Source organism: Campylobacter sp. CNRCH_2007_0968H (assembly GCF_025773245.1).
GTDB classification, from domain to species: domain Bacteria; phylum Campylobacterota; class Campylobacteria; order Campylobacterales; family Campylobacteraceae; genus Campylobacter_D; species Campylobacter_D lari_D.
The window spans coordinates 1-18,418 of record NZ_JAKMTQ010000017.1; the positions used below are offsets into that span (position 1 = coordinate 1).

The following is an 18,418-nucleotide window of genomic DNA, read 5'->3' on the forward strand; positions in this document are numbered from 1 at the left end:
GTTAAGGCCGGTTTGGATTTTTTGAAGTGGAGAAAGGTAATAAGATATGATGAAGTAAAGTAAGGCAATACTTAATATACTTGTGAAAATTACAATTATAGCTTGAACATGGGCAATTTTTTCACTTGAATGGTTTATGGTATCAACATAGGCAATATTACATACTGTATAATCATTTGTTGTATTGCACAAACCAAGTCTTTCATTACCTTCTTTACTAGTGTAAAAAAATGGTTCCCCGTTGTTTGATTTTGCAAATGCATTGGCTACTATTGTAATATTTGGATGATTTGAATTATAATTTTCATTTGTAGATGCAAATGCAAAGTGATTTTTGTCATATACAAATGAATCTCCTGGCATTTTTTTCAAATTTTCTATTAAGTCTTTAACTAAGACATCAATGGCTAAAATACCAATAAATTTCCCATCTTTCAATAAAGGTAGAGCATAAGTGAAACAAGGCAATCCTGTAGTAGCATCTATATAAGAGTCGGTTATAAACAAAGTGTTTTTCTTTTTTGCTTCTATATAATATTCTCTTGTTGTTGCATCGTAACCATCAGCTTTACCATAAAAACCGTAATCAAGATTTTTGCTATCGCTGTCTGTATCGCTTACAACTAACTCTCCATTTGGTTGAGCAATATATACAGCTAGATAATTTCCTGCATCTCTAAATGCTTTTAGTTGAACACCAACATTTTTAGCTAATGCATCTTGAGAATTAAGGTTTGAATATGGGTGTCTAAGAATGGTTTCTGAGAGTTCTATTAAAGATTTAGATGTGTTTTGTCTAAAATCTTCTACAAGATTGCTGGTAAAAATTAAACGATTTTTTTCTGAATTAACAACCTCATTAAAAAGAGATTGTTTTACAAAAATAAATGTTACAATTCCTAAAATCAATAAACAACAAATAGCAATAGCGTTTGCTATTAGTGAAACTTTAAGTTTAATACTTTTCATCAAATAACCTTTCAGTAATTTTTAAAAGTAGAAATTATATTAAAAAAATAATAAATATTTTTTAAATTTAAAAATATTTTTTGAGTAGATTGAATATATTTTCACATGCTTGCGAAAGGATTAAATAAGTCTCATCAAAGTTCCCATTATACCAAGGATCAGGTACTTCGTCATATCCTAATTCTAAGGCAAAAGAAGTGATTTTATGAATTTTATGTTTTGCATTTGGAAAATTTTTAACTATATCATTATAATTAGAATTATCCATTACGATAATTAAATCATTATCCTCGCACATTTTTAAATTTAGTTTTTTACTGCAAAATGGCTTAGAATTTATATTTTTGTTATCTAATAAAGCTTTAGTTTTATAATGCATATCCTCCCCATCGTGGTAACCTGAAGTACCTGCACTAGAAATAATAAATTCATTATTTAAATTTGCTTTTGTTAAAAGATCCTTCATAATAAATTCGGCCATGGGAGAACGACAAATATTGCCTAAACAAACAAAAATAATTTTAGTCATATTTTTCCTTTTATTTTTGTGTAGTTTTTTCAAAATTATAGCAGTATTTCAAAATATTTTTAAAGATTAATTAAAACTAAGATATAATTTTTCATTAATGGGGAGCTTTTGCTGAGAGGAAGTATAACTTCGACCCTTGAGAAGTTTGGTAATGCAAACTTTGAATTCTTGCAAAAACTTTCCTTTTTTATAAAAAAAGGATAAAAATGATACAAGCAAAAACAAAAACTAAAATTCCTATCTTAACTATAGCAGGAAGTGATTGTAGTGGTGGAGCTGGCATACAAGCTGATTTAAAAACTTTTAGCGCTCATAATTTATTTGGTATGAGTGTAGTTTTAAGCGTTGTGGCTGAAAATACTGCAAGGGTGATTTCTTGTTTTGATATACCCACTAAGATAATAGATGAGCAAATGCTAGCAGTTTATGAAGACATAGAGCCAGCTGCTGTAAAAATTGGAATGCTAGGTTCAAAGGAAATTATAATTTGTGTAAAAGAAAATTTATTGCGCTTTAAAGCTAAAAATGTAGTGATCGATCCTGTGATGTTTGCAAAAAATGGCTATGCTTTAATGCCTTTAGAAAATTGTCAGTTTTTTAAAGATGAAATTTTATCTTTAGCTGATGTACTTACTCCAAATATTCCCGAGGCTGAGTTTTTGTGTGATTTTAAAATACTTAATGATGAGGATATGAAAAAAGCCGCTATAAAACTTCACAAAGAAGGTGCAAAAAGTGTTTTGATTAAAGGTGGACATAGTAAATATAATACCAATGATATTTTTTATGATGGAAAGGAATTTAGTATTTTTAAAGCAGAAAAAATTAATACAAAAAATACACACGGCACAGGTTGTACATTAAGTTCAGCTATAGCTAGTAATCTTGCCTTAGGTAAAGAAAAACATAAAGCTATAAAACTTGCTAAAGATTATGTGTATGGAGCTATATTAAATTCTTTAGCACTTGGAAAAGGTTGTGGCCCGACTAATCATTTTTTTCAATATGACAAGGAGTAAAAATGATTATTAAAGCAGTAAGAGAAAAAAATCCTTTGATTCATCATATTACTAATTATGTTACAGCTAATGATTGCGCAAATGTAACTATAGCAATGGGAGCAAGTGCTGCTATGGCTGATTTTTATGAAGAGCAAGCTGATTTTGCTAGAATAAGTTCAGCCTTAGTATTAAACACAGGTACGATTAATCAACTTATAGCAAATTCTATGTTAAAAGCAACTAAAGAATATGCTTTATTAAATAAACCTATAGTTTTTGATCCTGTTGCTTTGGGTGTGAGTAAGGCAAGAGATGGGATTAATTTTGAATTACTTAATCTAAAAGGTATTAGTATTGTTAAGGCAAATGCATCTGAAATGGCTAGTGTTATAGGTTTAGATGGTAAAGCAAGAGGGGTTGATAGTACTTTTGTAATCGATAATGAGTTTTTAGAAAAAGCTAAAGAATACTCTTATAAAACCAAGCGTGTTTTGGCTATAACTGGAAAAATTGATTATATTATAAATCAAGAGCATATTGCTAAAATTTATAATGGCTCAATCATGGCTACTAAGATAACTGGAGCAGGTTGTATGTGTGCTTCTTTGTGTGGAGTTTTTGCAGGAGCGTTAGAAGATAAATTTCAGGCTAGTTTATATGCTTTGCTTAGTTTTGGCATAGCTAGCGAAATCGCTCAAGAGCTTTCTAGTGGAAGTGGTAGTTTTAGAGTGAATTTAATCGATGCTTTAAGTAATTTAGATGATGAAGAAATTAAAAAAAGAGCCAAATATGAAATCATTTAAAATTTATCTTGTCGCAAGCAAGGGTGAAAAAAGCGAAAGCGAGTTTTTAAATATTTTAGAAGCTTCTTTGAAAGCTAAGATTGATATTTTACAACTTAGAGAGAAAAATCTTAGTACTTTAGAATTTTATAATCTTGCTTTAAAAGTTAAAGCTTTGTGTGAAAAATACAACACACCTTTTGTGATAAATGATAGAATCGATATAGCCATGGCTGTGAATGCAAATGGAGTGCATATAGGACAAAAGGATATGCCTTTAAAAAAAGCAAGGGAGCTTTTAGGCGAAGAAAAAATCATAGGGCTTACGATCAATCATAAAAATGATCTTATTAATACTCAAGGTGCTACTTATCTTGGAGTGGGGGCTGTTTTTACTACGCCTAGCAAGCAAGATTGTGTTGTGCTTGGCATAGATGGATTAAAAGAAATTGCTAGTTTAGCTTCTTTACCTATTGTGGCTATAGGTGGGATAGATGAAGTTAATTTAAATTTGCTTAAAGATTGTAATATACAAGGTATAGCTGTGGTTAGAGCGATAATGCAAGCAAATGATCCTTATATAGCAACTTTAAATTTAAGATCAAATTTTGATAAAACTTTTATAGGAAAATAATGATTTATTTTATAGGGGATAAAGAATTTGATGGTGTTAAGACTATAAGATTAAATGAAATTAAATTTCTTGATTTTGAAGTTAATTTAAAGGAATTTGATTGTTTAATCATTAGCTCCAAGAATGCATTAAAAGCATTAATGTCAAGTAAAAACAAAATTGATTTTAATATTAAACTTTATGCTGTGGGAGAAAAAAGTGCTGATTTTGCAAAAGAGCTTGGCTTTAAAAATGTCAAATATCCTAGCAAGGCTTATGGTAAAAATTTAGCTAGTGAGTTTTTATTTGAGTTTAAAAATAAAAAATGTCTTTATTTAAGAGCGAAGAAAATTAGTTCAGGTCTTGATGAGTATTTACTGAAAGAAAATATCCTTTTAAAACAATTAATCGTTTATGAAAATATAGCCATAGAGCCTAAAAAAGATGAGTTAAAAATACATCATCCAAGTGTTTTTATCTTTAGCGCTCCATCAAGCATGGAGCAATTTTTGAAATTTTTTGCATTAGAAAAAGAAGATAAAGTTGTAGTTATAGGTCAAAGTACAGCTTTAAAACTTCGTAATTTTAAAAATTTATATATATGTAAAGAACAAAATCTAAACTCTTGTTTAAAATTAGCTAAGAGTTTAGATTTTTAAAAGTTTTATATAATAAAAATGAGGCAATAAAAATCATACAAATATCACCCACTAAAGTGGCTAGCCAAACTCCATTTACTCCTAAAAATTGCGTTAGTATAAATAAGGATAAAAATGGGAAAATAAGACTTTGGGAAATAGAAATTCCTAAAGAAAGTAAGGGTTTATCAAGTGCTGTGAAAAATGAAGCGCAGAGTTTTCCAAACCAAGAAAATAAAAAAGAAAAAGAAAAAAATATTAAGGCATTTTGTGCTATATGGATAAAATCTTGGTTGTTATCTTTGTTAAAAACACTTACTATAAGGTTATTGAAAAAATAAACAAATAAAAACACTATTGTGCTTACACCCCAAGAAGCAAAAAACATTCTTTTAAAAATAGCTTGAATTCTTGCAATATTTTTGTGTCCATAATTATAACTTAATGCAGGTTGCATAGCATCACACATGGCCAAAACTAGCATGAAAACAAAAGTACTAAGATATAAAATCACAGAAAATGCTGCAACAGCTGTACTTCCAGAAAGTTTAAGCAAGAAAGCATTAGCTAAGATGGTATAAAAAGAGCTAGAAATATTAGAAAAAAATTCAGATGAGCCATTATAGAGTATATTTTTTAGTATTTGCAGCTTGATTATTGGTTTTTTAAATTTTAAAGTTAAATCTTTAAAAACAAAAGGTAATATCCCTAAAATGCTTCCTAAAAACATACCTATGCAAGTTGCTAAAGCTGCTGAAAAAAGTCCCCAATCAAAAACCACTATAAAAAGCCAATCAAGAAAAATATTGCTCAAAGCAGTAATGATATTAACTATCATGCTATAAAAAGTTTTTCCACAAATCCTAAGATAATTATCCATAGCAAAAGCTAGCATAATAAAGGGAGCAAAAGTAGCAAAAATTTGCATATATTCAGTAGATAAACTTTGAATATTCTCATTAGCTCCCATAAAAACACTTAATGTTTTTGCTAGAAAAAATCCTAAAATTCCCATTAAACAAGAAATTGCAAAAATAAGAACTATACAAAAAGAAAAAATAGCTCTTGCTTTTTCAATTTTTCCTTTACCTAGATTAATTGCTATTTGCACTGATGAACCTATGGCTATCATATCAGCTAGAGCAAAACTTATCATGATAAAAGGCATCATTAAATTCATAGCAGCAAGCGCATCTGAACCTAAATATCTTCCAACAAAAATTCCATCAATAATCACATAAAGATAAATAAAAGCCATGCTAGCTATGTTTGGCAAAGCACATTTTATAAATAGTTTGGTAGGATTTAATGTAGTGTAAAAATTATGTATTGACATAGCTTTCCTTATTAAAAATTATTTTATTTAAAATTTTATAGATAAAATAAATTTAATAAAGAGATTCTATACCTTCTATAATATCTTTAAAATATGGATCAACAATGATAATGAAAAAATCTTTGAAAAACATTTATATCACCCAAATTTTAAAAATATAATAAATATTTGGCATTATATTTAAGCTGTAATTATAAATTTCTTAATGTAAATTTTAATTTTTTTTAGACGATTTTTATAAACCCACAAAAAAAGGAGCAAGGATGCAAATAAATTCGTATTCACGCGTGGCAGTAGAGTCGCAAGTTAGCAATAGGAAGGCTAATTTGAATACAAAACTTGAAGATGCCAATACTAAAAGTGCTAATAGCACAAAAGATATAGATGAGGATAAGCTTAGTAAGCTTGCTAGTATGGGAGGAAAAGGCATAACCGAGCTTTATGCTATGAATTTTATGCAGCAAGTATTTAGCATGAGTTCATCCAATGGTCTATCTCAGGCAGGGATTTTTCAAGGAGCTCAATCTAAGGATTCTTTAACAGCTATTTTATCAAATGTAGATTTTAAAGCTATAGGATATGAAGGTAAAGATATACTTAGTTTAAATGCTGATGAAGCAAAAGAGCTTATTGGGGAAGATGGATATTTTGGTGTAGCAAAAACATCTCAAAGATTGGCTGATTTTGTTATTAACGGGGCTGGTGAAGACATGGAAAAACTTCAAAAAGGTTTAGAGGGTCTAAAAGCAGGATTTGCACAAGCGGAAAAAATGTGGGGTGGCAAACTTCCTGATATCAGCTATGAGACAATTGATAAAGCTATTGAAACAGTAACTCAAAAAATTAATGAAATGGGTGGAAATTCTTTAGATATCAATGCATAAATTTATATCCCTAGTACATAAACTAGGGATTTAGTCTATTTTTAAAACACTTAAAAATGCTTCTTGAGGTAAATGCACCTTACCAATAGCTTTCATTCTTTTTTTACCTTCTTTTTGTTTTTCAAGAAGTTTTCTTTTTCTAGTAATATCCCCACCATAACATTTTGCGGTTACATTTTTACCCATGGATTTTACATTTTCTCTTGCGATAATTTTATTTCCTATGCTTGCTTGGATAGCAACTTCAAAAAGCTGTCTTGGGACGATTTCTTTCATCGCTTTTACAAGCTCTCTAGCCTTGCTTAGTGCTTTTTCATTTGGCACTATGATGCTTAGTGCATCGACATTTTCACCAGCTACTTTAATATCAAGTTTTACAAGATCTCCCACTCTAAATTCAATAGGCTCATAATCAAAACTAGCATAGCCTTTGGTAAGTGATTTAAGTTTATCGTAAAAGTCCATAACGATTTCGTTTAAAGGTATATCATACTCAAGTAAAACGCGCTCAGGAGTGATATAATCCATCTTAACTTGCATACCGCGTTTGCGATTTAAAAGAGTGATTAAATTCCCTAGGTATTCGCTTGGAGTTATGATAGTTGCTTTTACATAAGGTTCTTTTATATGATCGATTTTATTTACCGGAGGTAGTTCGCTTGGATTTTGAATTTTTAAAACTTCTCCATCGGTTTGATAAATTTCATAAGTAACAGTTGGAGCAGTAGCAATTAAATCAAGGTTAAACTCACGCTCAAGTCTTTCTTTAATAACCTCCATATGCAAAAGACCTAAAAAACCAACTCTAAAACCAAACCCTAAAGCTAATGAAGTTTCAGGTTCGTAGGTGATAGAGCTATCATTAAGTTTTAATTTATCTAAAGCATCTCTTAAATCTTCAAATTTATCCGTTTCTATAGGATATAATCCTGCAAAAACAAAAGCTTTGGCTTTTTCAAAACCACCAATGGCTTCTTTTGCTTTATTTTTAGTTAGTGTTATGGTGTCACCTACTTGAACATCGGCGACATTTTTAAGTCCAAGCACGATAACACCCACTTCACCTGATTCTAATTTTTTAGTTTTTATAGGGCTTAATGGATGAGGATAGAAAAGATCTTGCACGAGATGTTTTTTATCTGTACTCATAACTGAAACTTCATCATTTTTGGCAATATTTCCCTCATAAATTCTAACTAAAGCCAAAGCTCCAAGATAATTATCAAACCAAGAATCATAAATTAAAGCTTTAGTAGGTGCTTCATCATCAGTTTTTGGCGCAGGAATTTTTGTGATGATAGTTTCTATGAGTTCTTTTATACCTACACCTGTTTTTGCGCTAACACAAATTGCATTAGAGCAATCAATTCCTATAATATGCTCTATTTCGTGTTTAACCTTTTCAATATCAGCCGAAGGAAGATCAATTTTATTAATCACTGGTATGATTTCAAGATCATTTTCTAAGGCTATATAAACATTGGCTATAGTTTGAGCCTCTACTCCTTGAGAAGCATCAACAACAAGTAAAGCCCCTTCGCAACTTGCCAAAGAACGACTTACTTCATAGGAAAAATCAACATGGCCTGGAGTGTCTATTAAATTTAATACATATTCTTCATTGTTGAATTTATAATTTAAACGCACAGATTGAGCTTTTATAGTTATACCACGCTCTTTTTCTATATCCATAGTATCCATTACTTGGGCGCTCATTTGTCTATCGCTAATTGCTCCGCATTCGCTGATAATTCTATCAGCTAATGTGCTTTTACCATGATCAATATGAGCTATAATAGAGAAATTTCTAATATTTTTCATCAAAAAACCTTAAGATTGTCTCATTTTTCTTTTTGCTAGGCCTATTTGCTCATAAGCATCAATTTCTTTTTTCAAAGCTTTATATCTTTTTTTTAGCTCATTGTTTAAAAATGAAATGTTTTTAGGAGTAGCATTAGCATTGGCTGAAATAGCACTAATGAAATCAAGTTTTCTTTTAGTGGCGCTGTCTTTTGGATTAGATCCTAGTTTTTGTGAATTTAAAAATTGCAAAATTAAGGCTTGAATTTCTTGAGAGTTGTTTGCATTATTTGCTTTAGATATAAAATCTTCTATATTGCTTATTTTTGGAGTTTTAGCTGGATTTGATTTGCTTGGTTGTTTTTCTTTGTGCATGAAAAATAATACCAAAAGAATTCCAAGTATGATAATTATCACTAAAGCTATAACTAAAAAAATAAAAAGAGAATTATTCATGTAAAACTTTCCTATAATTTTGTTGCATAAGATCTTTTAAAATAACTTGCTAAGCTTAATGCTACCATAAATAAAAATCCCCAATACACATAATCAGGAATTTTCACAGAATCTCCTGCTGCATAAGAATGCATACCAGTTAAAAAGTAATTTACACCAAAATAAGTCATGATAATTACCCAATACGCAAACATGGAGCAAACTGCAAAAATGTATTGATTTGCCCATTTTGGTACCATTCTAATGTGCAAAATAGCTGCATAAACTAAAATACTAATTAAAGCCCAAGTTTCTTTAGAGTCCCAACTCCAATATCTTCCCCAACTTTCATTTGCCCATATAGCACCTAAGAAATTTCCAACTGTAAGCAAGCAAAGTCCTAAAATCATAGCCATTTCGTTGATTCTTGTTGCTTCTGTAATATTTCTTAAAATGTTTTCATTATGTTTGCCATTGATTTTTAGCATACATAATAAAATAAGTACAAATATACCCAACAATGCACATAATCCTAAAAATCCATAGCTAGCAGTAATAACCGAAACATGTATTGTTAGCCAATAAGATTGCAACACAGGAACTAAATTGGTAATTTGCGGATCCATTTGGCTAAGATGAGCCACACCTAAAGTAACTCCTGCTAAAATAGAGGTTAAAGAAAGTGCAATAGGGCTTTTTCTTGAAAAGAAAATTCCAGATAATGATAAAGCCCAAGCTATATAAACCATGCTCTCATATGCATTACTCCATGGAGCGCGACCTGCTATATACCAACGCAAAGCCAAACCTAGAGTATGGATGAAAAATGCCACAATGTTAAACACATAAACACATTTAAATATAAAATCAATGCGAATTTTTGACAGGAGCATTTTAACAAAAACTATAATCAAAAGTAAAAATCCAGCGCATAAATAAAGCGGAGCAAGATTTACAAAAATTTGACTTTTGTTGAAAAAGATTTCTGTATTAATTTTTTTAGCACTTGGCATAACTTCATGCCCGTATTTTTCTTGGTAATTTTTGATAATATTTAAATTTTTAGTTGCTTCATCCCAGTTGTTATGTACAATAGAATTACTAACTGCATTGAAATAATTTTCTAAAATGCTTCTTACTTCTTTACCTTCTTCGCCTTTTAATCCTATATATGCTTCGCGTGGTGCCACCCATTGATTATTGGTGCTATTTTGTAGTGGAATAAATTTAAAAATATCTCCTGAAAAAATTAAATTTACAATATTTACTCTTTCATCAAGCTTGATTATTTCTTTATCAAAAACACTTCTACGATTTGGATTTTTTCTATTAGCATTTTCTACATATTTTTGTAGCTTATAAGCATCTGTAGTGAAAAAATCTTTAAAACTAGTATAAGCTCTAGGTTCAATACCTAAAATTTTAGAAATTTCTTCATTAACCAAGCGACTTGTTGGCATAAATATAATATCTTTATCATACCATGCACTGCCATCAAAAATCATTGATATGATAGTTGCTTCGGCACTTTGGCCTTGAAAGGTTGTGTTTTTGTATATTTTTTCTAAAACTTCCATAGCTAAAGTATTAAAAGGAACCATTCTACCATCAGGTTTTTGCACTACCAAAGAAGCAAGTTCTTTAGCATGTGTTTCATCTACCTTGATGGGTTCATTTGCATAAGTATTTTGGCTTGCAAAAAAAACTAATATAAATGTCAATATCGCACTTGTTTTTTTCAAGGTGTCTTGATTGATTAATTTAGCTAAAGTCCTAAATCTTGAATGAGGATTTAAAATATTTAAAAACATTCCTAATGTAAGTAAAAAATATCCAATATATGTAGGAATTTTACCTGGATCTTTATTAACTGAAAGTATGGTGCCAAGCTCATCTTGATCATAAGAACTTTGGTAAAATCTATAACCTTGATAATCTAAAACATTATTCATAAAAATCTTATATTCTAATTTTTGTTCGGCATTATCAATTTCCACATAACTTGCATAAGACATAGGCGACATCGAACCAGGATAGCGTTCTAGTTCAAAGTCTTTTAAGTACATTTCAAATGGCATTTCTATTCCTTTAGGACCCCATCTTAAAAAGAAAGGTTGACCTGCTACATCAATACGGATAGGCGAGTTGTATTCTACTAGGAAAACTTCTTTAGATTCTCCTTTATAGCTTAATTTTAATTTTAAAGCATTAATAGCATTTTCTGAAAGTTGAGTTGGCATATATTTAGTGCTTTGTGCAAAGTCTTTGAAATTATTTAATAAAGAATTATTCCAGTATTTTGCCTCACCAAATAAAGAAATCAAAGCATTGCGTCCTAGCTCTATCCAACTATTTTTAAACCAAGTAAAAAAGCTTTCATCTTGAGCTTGATTAATACCTTCTAAGGTTTTTTTACCATGTAAAGAAGCAAATTTTACCACTAAATTAATATCATTAAAAGAATATAATCTTAAATCTTTAGCTTGTGCTTTTTGATTTGCTTTTAAAATGTTTTCTTTACCATCACTCATTGACATGTATTTTAAATCAAAATCAGCACTAAGCTTTAGATCTTTATCAATTTTTATATAAGGACTTGGAGCAGAGTCGTTTAAAAATGCTATATTGACACCATTGATATTTTTTATATCCCCTGCTTGAAAAAGCAATTCTTTAGATTCGTTATTTTGTGAAAGCATTAAAGATAAAAGAGGAGCAGAGTTGTTATCATCGATATAAATTTCTTTTGCATCTAAAATCAAATTTTCATATGAAATTTGAGCCTTTTCATCGGGTAGTATTAAATCAAATGAAAAATCATTTACAAAAGGTAAAGTGGCAATATATTCAGATTTTGCAGCACTATATACTTTATCATCTTTTAAGGTTGCTATGTAGATATAACTTTTTGAGGTTTCAATGATATTATTTTTTTCGTTTTCTCTAATGTGTAAATTTCCTTCAAATCCCATATATCTAGTCATAGCCGAGCCTAGTAATATAAATAAAAATGAGATATGAAAGATTAAAAGCGGTATTTTTCTTTTGTTAAACATTTTATATTTAAAAAGAGCCGTTAAAAGATTGATTCCTAATATGAGCTGTATAAAGCCAAACCAAGATGTTCCATATATCATGGCCCATGCTGTTGGAGTATTGTAAGCACTTTCTATAAAAGTAGCTAGAGCGCAAAATAGGGCAAAAATTAAAAATAAAAAAATAGAAATTTTTATATCCCCAAAAGCTAAAAGTTGTCTTCTCATGATTTAAGCTCCAAGGTATTTTTTTCTAATCTCATCATTACCGATAAGATCTTTTGCAGGTGCATGCATAGCGATTTTACCATTTTCTAGAACATAAGCATAATCGCTGATTTTTAAAGCTGAAAATGCATTTTGTTCCACTAGTAAAATAGTAATACCTTCTTCTTTTAATTTGACTATAATATCAAAAACCTCTCCAACTATTTTTGGAGCAAGTCCTAGCGAAGGTTCATCTAGCATTAAAAGTTTTGGCTCACTCATAAGAGCTCTTGAAATAGCTAGCATTTGAGCTTCTCCACCGCTTAGAGTTCCCGCTAATGCATTTTTTTTATCTTTTAATCTTGGGAAAAGTCTATACATTTGATTTTTCAAATGTTCATAGTTTTCTGCATTATTAAAAGCACCAATTTTTAAATTTTCTTCTATAGTGAGATTTATAAAAACTCTTCTTCCTTCAGGTACCAATGCTATACCTTTTTGTACTAAAGTATGAGGTAAATGTCTTTGAGTGTCATAACCTAAAAAACTTACTTCACCAGTTTTTTTAACACAATTTAGCATTGCATTAAGTGTTGATGTTTTTCCTGCACCATTTGAGCCTATCAAGCTAACTATACTTCCTGTTTTTATGGTGAAATCTATACCTTTAACAGCTTCTATTAAGCCATAATAAACATGTAAATCTTTAACTACTAGCATTAAAATCTCCCAAATATGCACTAATTACTTCAGGATTTTGAACAGCATCACTTGGCTTTCCTTCAAAAATAGTCTTACCATAATCAAGCACCATAACCCTATCGCAAAGCTTATTTACAAATTTCATATCATGCTCAATAAGCAAAACGCTGATTTTTTTATTATTTCTTATATCAAAAATCAATTCAGCTAAATCATCGCTTTCTGTTGAATTCATACCTGCTGCTGGTTCATCTAGCAATAAAAGTTTAGGGTTTGTTGCTAAAGCTCTTGCTATTTCAACTTTTCTTTGTTGTCCATAACTTAAACTAGTGGCCCTTTCATCAGCCAAATGAGCAATATTGAGTTGTTCTAAAATTTCATAAGCTGCTTTTTTTGCATTTTTTTCTGCTTTGGAGAATCTTCCCAAATGTAAAAAAGCTTCAAAAATATTATATTTAATACTCTTATCAAAACCAATTAATACATTTTCTAAAACACTCATGCTAGAAAAAAGTCTAATATTCTGAAAAGTTCTTGCTATGCCTAGATGAACTATTTTGTGCGGCTTTAAATGGTCAATCTTTTTTCCTAGAAAAAATACTTCTCCACTGCTTGGTTTATAATTTCCTGTAATAATATTAAATAGTGTCGTTTTTCCTGCACCATTTGGACCTATAAGTCCAAAAATTTCGCTTTCTTTTATAGTAAAAGAAGTATTTGCTATAGCACTAACTCCACCAAAATTTTTATGGATTTTTTTAAGCTCTAAAATCATTTTTTATTCCTTTTAGAAAACTTAAATAAAATATCTGTTAATTCTTTATCACCCATTATTCCTCTTCTTGCAAAAAGCATTACTAAAATCAATATAACAGAAAACACAACCATTCTAAGACCAGGCATGGCAGGAGTTTCATAACCAAAAATATTCATACTCTCATCTAAAAATCTTAAATACTCACTTCCACCTATTACTAAAATAGCTCCTATGATAGCACCAGTAGTTGAACCTAAGCCGCCTAAAACAATGATGATTAAAAGCTGAAAAGTAAATAAAAAGTCAAATTGTTCAGGTGAAACTGAAGCTAGTGCGCAAGCTAATAAGCCTCCTCCAACACCTTCTAAAAATGCTGAAGTGCTAAAAGCTAAGGTTTTAATATTAAAAGTGTTAATACCCATTGCTAATGCTGCATCTTCATCATCTCTTACAGCTTTCATGGCTCTACCAAATTTTGAACTAACAATATTTAAGATGATAATAACAGAAAATATAGCAATCCCACCACTCCAGTATAAGGTAGTATGTTTAGGAATATCGTTTAAGCCCAAAGAGCCATTTGTAACAGAAGCAAAGTTAATTGCCATAAGCTTGATAATAATTCCAAAGCCTAGTGTTACAATAGCTAAATAATCTCCTCTAACTCTAAATACTGCAAAGGCTAAAACTAAAGATAAAAGCATAGCACAAACCCCAGCAGCAAGTAAAGCTACAATAAAGCTTGGCGAATGAATCATCAAAATAAAACTACTTGGATCCTCTAAAGAAAACTGATCGATTTTGCTTTCACTTGTAAGTAAAACTAAGGCTGCAACATAAGCTCCTATAGCTACAAAACCATTTGGCTCTAATGAAAATTGTCCTGTAACCCCATTGATAAGATTATAACTTACCGCTAAGATTACAAAAATAGCAATATTGCTTAAAATTCCTATTTTATAATCGTTAAAAAAATAAGGAGATATAAAAAGAAAAGCAAGCGCTATAATAAAGAAACTTAAATGTGTAATTTTTCTTGCAATCATTTTAAAACCTACTTTTTTCAAAATTAATACCCAAAATTCCAGTTGGTTTAAAAAGTAAAATTAATACCAAAAAGATAAATGCAAATGCATCTTTAAAACCAGAAAGATCAGGGAAAATAGCAACAACAACAACCTCTGTAAAACCTATAATCAAACCACCTAAAACTGCTCCGGCAACAGAACCAATACCACCTAAAACAGCAGCGCCAAAGGCCTTAAGTCCTATAAGAGTTCCCATGCTAGGTTCAACAGAAGGATAACTAACAGCCCAAAAAATACCACCAATAGCAGCTAAAGCTGAACCTAGTGCAAATACAATAGCGATAATACGATTTGCATCAATTCCCATTAAATTTACAGTATGAATATCAAAAGCTAAAGCCCTAATAGCAATGCCATATTTGCTTTTATAAAGTATGAATAAAACCACTAATAATATAAAAAATGTCAAAATAGGCACTAAAATACTATTAACACTAATGCTGATATTATTAAAATTAATCACTGTTTCAAGATAACTTGGCACAGGAAAATACTTTGGTGTTGAGCCAAATAAAACATTAAATACATTTTGTATTAAAAAACTTATACCTATGGCTGTGATGAGTAAAGAAATTCTAGGTGCTTTTCTTAGAGGTTTATAAGCTACCCTATCAATAGCTATACCTAAGGCTGCCGCAAATAACATAGCTAAAGAAAGAGCGCCTAAAAAAGGCACATTCATACTTGTAACACAAAATAAAGCCGAGTATGCACCCACCATCATAATATCACCATGTGCGAAATTAATCAGTCTTAAAACACCGTAAACCATTGTATAGCCTATGGCGATAAGTGCATACATACTGCCTAAACTAAATCCATTTATAATTTGCTGTAAAATTAAAGAACTATCCATTGAACCTCTTAAAATTTTTATTTATGGTAGAATCGAGTCTTTATAAACTTGTTTTTGATTCTCTATTGATTTTATAACAATTGAGCGCGTGGCATTACCTGTTTTGTCTATACTGATCACCCCGCTAACACCTTCAAATTTAGAAGTAGCATGAATGTTGCTGTTGATACATTCACTATTGAAATCATTAACGCATTTTTGCATAGCTTCAAAGATTACAAAATATGCATCTGCACCCATAGCTGTAAAATTTGGAACTTCTTTGCTTTGTTTTTCTTTTTCATAGGCTAATATAAAGTCTTTTGAAAGCTGTGTTGGAGGGTTATTATAATCAAAACTATCTGTAAATAAATATCCTTCTGCTGCATCTTGAGCTAGATTAATAAAAGTTTCATCGGCAACTCCATCTGCCGAACCCATAGGAATATTAACACCCATTGCTTTTGCTTGGCGTGCGAATAAAGAAGCCTCAGTATAATATACTGGAAGATAAATAAAATCAGGTTTTAAATTTTTAACTTGAGAAAGTATAGCTTTAAAATCTTTATCGCCTGCTGTAATTCTAAATTTATCTAAAATTTTTCCACCTTGTTTGCTAAATTCTTTTTCAAAGGCCCTAGTTAAACCCAAAGAATAATCTGCGCTTTGATCGCTGATAATCACAGCTTTAGTGTAATTTAACTTATTTTTTACATAATTAGCCAAAGATGAGCCTTGAAAACTATCCATAAAACAAACTCTACTGGCATATAATTTTTTATTTAAAATTTTATCAGCAGTAGCTGCAGGAGCAACCACTGGTATCTTTTTTTCCTCGCCAATTCTTATCACTTGTAAAGTATTAGCTGTTAGCATTTCTCCAATAAGTGCATAAGCTTTATTTTGCGAAATTAATCTTGTGCTAGCATTTGCACTTTCTATTTTGTCACCTTTTGTATCTACTACAACAAGATTTACCTTATCGCCATTACTTAAAGTATTTTTCATAGAATTTGCAATTTTCACTCCATCTAAAGCACTTTGACCATAAGCTGCAGTAGATCCTGTTAGAGGTAAAACTACGCCAATGTTAATTTCTTTTGCCTGTATGATATTACAAGCTATGATAGACAATATAGCTATACTAATTTTTTTCATAGTTTAACCTTTCAAGGATTAATAATAGTTTTATAAACTTGTTTTTGTTCTTGTATTTCTTTTATAACTACAGAACGACTTGCATTGCCACTAGCATCTATGCTTATAACTCCACCTACGCCTTCAAAATTATTAGTAGAATGAATTTTTTCATTAATGCATTGTGCGTTAAGATTATTAGCACATTCATTCATTGCATTTACCATCACATAATAAGCATCAGCTCCCATAGCAGAAAATGCTGGAAGCTCTTTGGTGCCATGATCTTTTTCATAAGCATTGATGAAATTTTTAGACAAAGTTGTTGGTGGATTGTTATAGTCAAAACTATCGGTAAAGATTACTCCATTTACGGCATCACCCCCAAGTTCAATAAATGTTTTATTATTTACCCCATCACCTGCACTTAAAAGTTTATTAAAACCAACTGCTTTTGCTTGTCTTGCTATTAAAGCTGCTTCTGGATGGTAAATTGGCATATAAACAAAGTCAGGATTGATACTTTTAAGTTGTGAAACAATAGCTTTAAAGTCTTTATCGCCCGATGAGATGGTTAATTTTTTAAGTATTTTCCCGCCATTTTGTTTAAATTCTTTTTCAAAGGCTCTTGCTAAGCCTAGTGAATACACATTGCTTTGATCAACTATTACAACTACAGTTTTTAAATTTAAATCTTTGTATGCATAGTTTGCAAATTTATCTCCTTGGAAGCTATCCATAAAACAAACTCTACTAGCGTAGCTTTTTTTATCCAAAAGTTTATCGCCTGAAGCAACAGGGGCTATTACTGGGATTTTTCTTTCTTCAGCTATAGATAAAACTTGCATAGTATTTGGTGTAACAGCTTCACCTATAAGTCCTAAAACTTTATCTTGAGAGATAAGTCTAGTGGTGGCATTTGCTGCTTCTATTTTATCGCCTTTTGTATCTATGGCTATGATTTTAACATTATCTCCGTTTTTTAAATTTGGATTTAAGGTATTAGCTAGTTTGATACCTTCATATACATCATTACCATAAGCCGCTAAAGCGCCAGTAAGTGGTAAAATAACTCCTATTTTTACTTCCGCAGCATAAATTGAACTAGCACAAAGCAAGCTAGCTAGCAGTAGATTTTTTTTCATGAAAACTCCTTTTTTATTTTAAAAATGTATTATGTTTTGTTTTTGGTGCTGGTTCTTCTTCTAAAAGATCTTTTTGATTAAGCTCAATAGAAAAATTTTGCCCCTTTAAGTAAGCTATAATGTGATCCATATCACTTCCACTTAATTTTTTGGCGTATATGCTCATTTGAATGTTATCGCTTGATTGATCTTTAAAATATCCATTAGCATAGTCTTTTAAGGTACCTTTGATTTCTTCTGGGCTTAAATCTTTAATAGCTTTTTTACCATAAGAATTTTTTTCTCCATTTTCTCCGTGACAGGTGTTACATTTGTTTTTAAAATATATTTCTTTAGCTTTTTTTAAATCATAGCTAATATTATCATTAAAAGTATAAGTAAATAAAGACTTTATATTAAAAGCCATTAAAGAATTTATAAATAAAATACTAATTATAAATGAGCGTAACATAATATGCCTTTTTTAAATATAAATAAAGCTCGATTATATCTAAAAAAAATAAACAATTTTATTTCAATCTCACT

The 18,418-nt window shown here is 30.3% G+C and carries 18 protein-coding genes; 5 read left to right on the forward strand and 13 right to left on the reverse strand.

What is annotated here, in order from left to right; translation table 11 throughout:
• Together L8Y18_RS07815 and L8Y18_RS07820 are read right to left on the reverse strand one after the other, a co-directional pair.
• A partial coding sequence (locus tag L8Y18_RS07815) for a PDC sensor domain-containing protein (protein WP_263673395.1) occupies positions 1–969 on the reverse strand: 969 nt, incomplete at its 3' end.
• A gap of 67 nt (positions 970–1,036) precedes the next feature.
• Positions 1,037–1,498 (reverse strand): low molecular weight protein-tyrosine-phosphatase, encoded by a 462-nt coding sequence (locus tag L8Y18_RS07820; RefSeq protein WP_263676617.1) that lies wholly within the window; start codon positions 1,496–1,498, stop codon positions 1,037–1,039.
• Positions 1,499–1,707: 209 nt separating this feature from the next.
• On the opposite strand from L8Y18_RS07820, the gene thiD reads away from it, so the two are divergent.
• From thiD to L8Y18_RS07840, 4 genes are read left to right on the forward strand one after another with little or no spacing between them, the layout of a single operon-like run.
• Entirely contained in the window at positions 1,708–2,517 is an 810-nt protein-coding gene (gene thiD / locus L8Y18_RS07825) for a bifunctional hydroxymethylpyrimidine kinase/phosphomethylpyrimidine kinase (protein WP_263676623.1), read from the forward strand.
• 2 nt (positions 2,518–2,519) lie between these two features.
• Positions 2,520–3,302, forward strand: coding sequence for a hydroxyethylthiazole kinase (gene thiM / locus L8Y18_RS07830; protein WP_263676618.1), 783 nt, complete (start codon positions 2,520–2,522; stop codon positions 3,300–3,302).
• A complete protein-coding gene (gene thiE, locus L8Y18_RS07835; protein ID WP_220566311.1) occupies positions 3,289–3,915 on the forward strand; it encodes a thiamine phosphate synthase in 627 nt (208 codons plus the stop codon). The genes thiM and thiE overlap by 14 nt, the downstream gene beginning before the upstream one ends.
• Positions 3,912–4,553: a uroporphyrinogen-III synthase gene (locus L8Y18_RS07840; RefSeq protein WP_318529913.1), complete on the forward strand. Its 642-nt coding sequence runs from the start codon at positions 3,912–3,914 to the stop codon at positions 4,551–4,553. The genes thiE and L8Y18_RS07840 overlap by 4 nt, the downstream gene beginning before the upstream one ends.
• Here the strand turns inward: L8Y18_RS07840 and L8Y18_RS07845 are convergent.
• Positions 4,534–5,862, reverse strand: coding sequence for an MATE family efflux transporter (locus L8Y18_RS07845; RefSeq protein WP_263665089.1), 1,329 nt, complete (start codon positions 5,860–5,862; stop codon positions 4,534–4,536). The genes L8Y18_RS07840 and L8Y18_RS07845 overlap by 20 nt on opposite strands.
• A gap of 269 nt (positions 5,863–6,131) precedes the next feature.
• On the opposite strand from L8Y18_RS07845, the gene L8Y18_RS07850 reads away from it, so the two are divergent.
• A complete protein-coding gene (locus L8Y18_RS07850; protein ID WP_133319834.1) occupies positions 6,132–6,752 on the forward strand; it encodes a hypothetical protein in 621 nt (206 codons plus the stop codon).
• Positions 6,753–6,782: 30 nt separating this feature from the next.
• On the opposite strand, the gene lepA is transcribed toward L8Y18_RS07850, so the two are convergent.
• From lepA to L8Y18_RS07900, 10 genes are read right to left on the reverse strand one after another with little or no spacing between them, the layout of a single operon-like run.
• Positions 6,783–8,573 (reverse strand): translation elongation factor 4, encoded by a 1,791-nt coding sequence (gene lepA, locus L8Y18_RS07855; protein WP_263676620.1) that lies wholly within the window; start codon positions 8,571–8,573, stop codon positions 6,783–6,785.
• A 9-nt stretch (positions 8,574–8,582) separates the two neighbouring features.
• Positions 8,583–9,008 carry a hypothetical protein gene (locus L8Y18_RS07860; protein WP_263659953.1) on the reverse strand — a complete coding sequence of 142 codons (426 nt, stop codon included), beginning with the start codon at positions 9,006–9,008 and terminating at the stop codon, positions 8,583–8,585.
• Between the two features lie 11 nt (positions 9,009–9,019).
• Positions 9,020–12,250, reverse strand: a complete 3,231-nt coding sequence (gene ccsB / locus L8Y18_RS07865; protein WP_263676621.1) for a c-type cytochrome biogenesis protein CcsB — start codon at positions 12,248–12,250, stop codon at positions 9,020–9,022.
• Between the two features lie 3 nt (positions 12,251–12,253).
• Positions 12,254–12,949, reverse strand: a complete 696-nt coding sequence (locus tag L8Y18_RS07870) for an ABC transporter ATP-binding protein (RefSeq protein ID WP_133319837.1) — start codon at positions 12,947–12,949, stop codon at positions 12,254–12,256.
• Positions 12,936–13,706, reverse strand: coding sequence for an ABC transporter ATP-binding protein (locus L8Y18_RS07875; protein WP_133319838.1), 771 nt, complete (start codon positions 13,704–13,706; stop codon positions 12,936–12,938). The genes L8Y18_RS07870 and L8Y18_RS07875 overlap by 14 nt, the downstream gene beginning before the upstream one ends.
• A complete protein-coding gene (locus tag L8Y18_RS07880) occupies positions 13,703–14,734 on the reverse strand; it encodes a branched-chain amino acid ABC transporter permease (protein WP_133319839.1) in 1,032 nt (343 codons plus the stop codon). Before L8Y18_RS07880 ends, L8Y18_RS07875 begins: the two co-directional genes overlap by 4 nt.
• A 1-nt stretch (position 14,735) precedes the next feature.
• Positions 14,736–15,632 carry a branched-chain amino acid ABC transporter permease gene (locus L8Y18_RS07885; RefSeq protein ID WP_220566316.1) on the reverse strand — a complete coding sequence of 299 codons (897 nt, stop codon included), beginning with the start codon at positions 15,630–15,632 and terminating at the stop codon, positions 14,736–14,738.
• A 21-nt stretch (positions 15,633–15,653) separates the two neighbouring features.
• On the reverse strand, positions 15,654–16,769 hold the full coding sequence (locus L8Y18_RS07890; RefSeq protein ID WP_133319840.1) for an ABC transporter substrate-binding protein: 1,116 nt from the start codon (positions 16,767–16,769) through the stop codon (positions 15,654–15,656).
• A gap of 11 nt (positions 16,770–16,780) precedes the next feature.
• The gene (locus L8Y18_RS07895) at positions 16,781–17,893 is read right to left on the reverse strand and encodes an ABC transporter substrate-binding protein (protein WP_133319841.1); all 1,113 of its coding nucleotides are present in this window, start codon (positions 17,891–17,893) and stop codon (positions 16,781–16,783) included.
• A 13-nt stretch (positions 17,894–17,906) separates the two neighbouring features.
• Positions 17,907–18,347: a c-type cytochrome gene (locus L8Y18_RS07900; protein WP_412175798.1), complete on the reverse strand. Its 441-nt coding sequence runs from the start codon at positions 18,345–18,347 to the stop codon at positions 17,907–17,909.
• Positions 18,348–18,418: the final 71 nt, after the last annotated feature.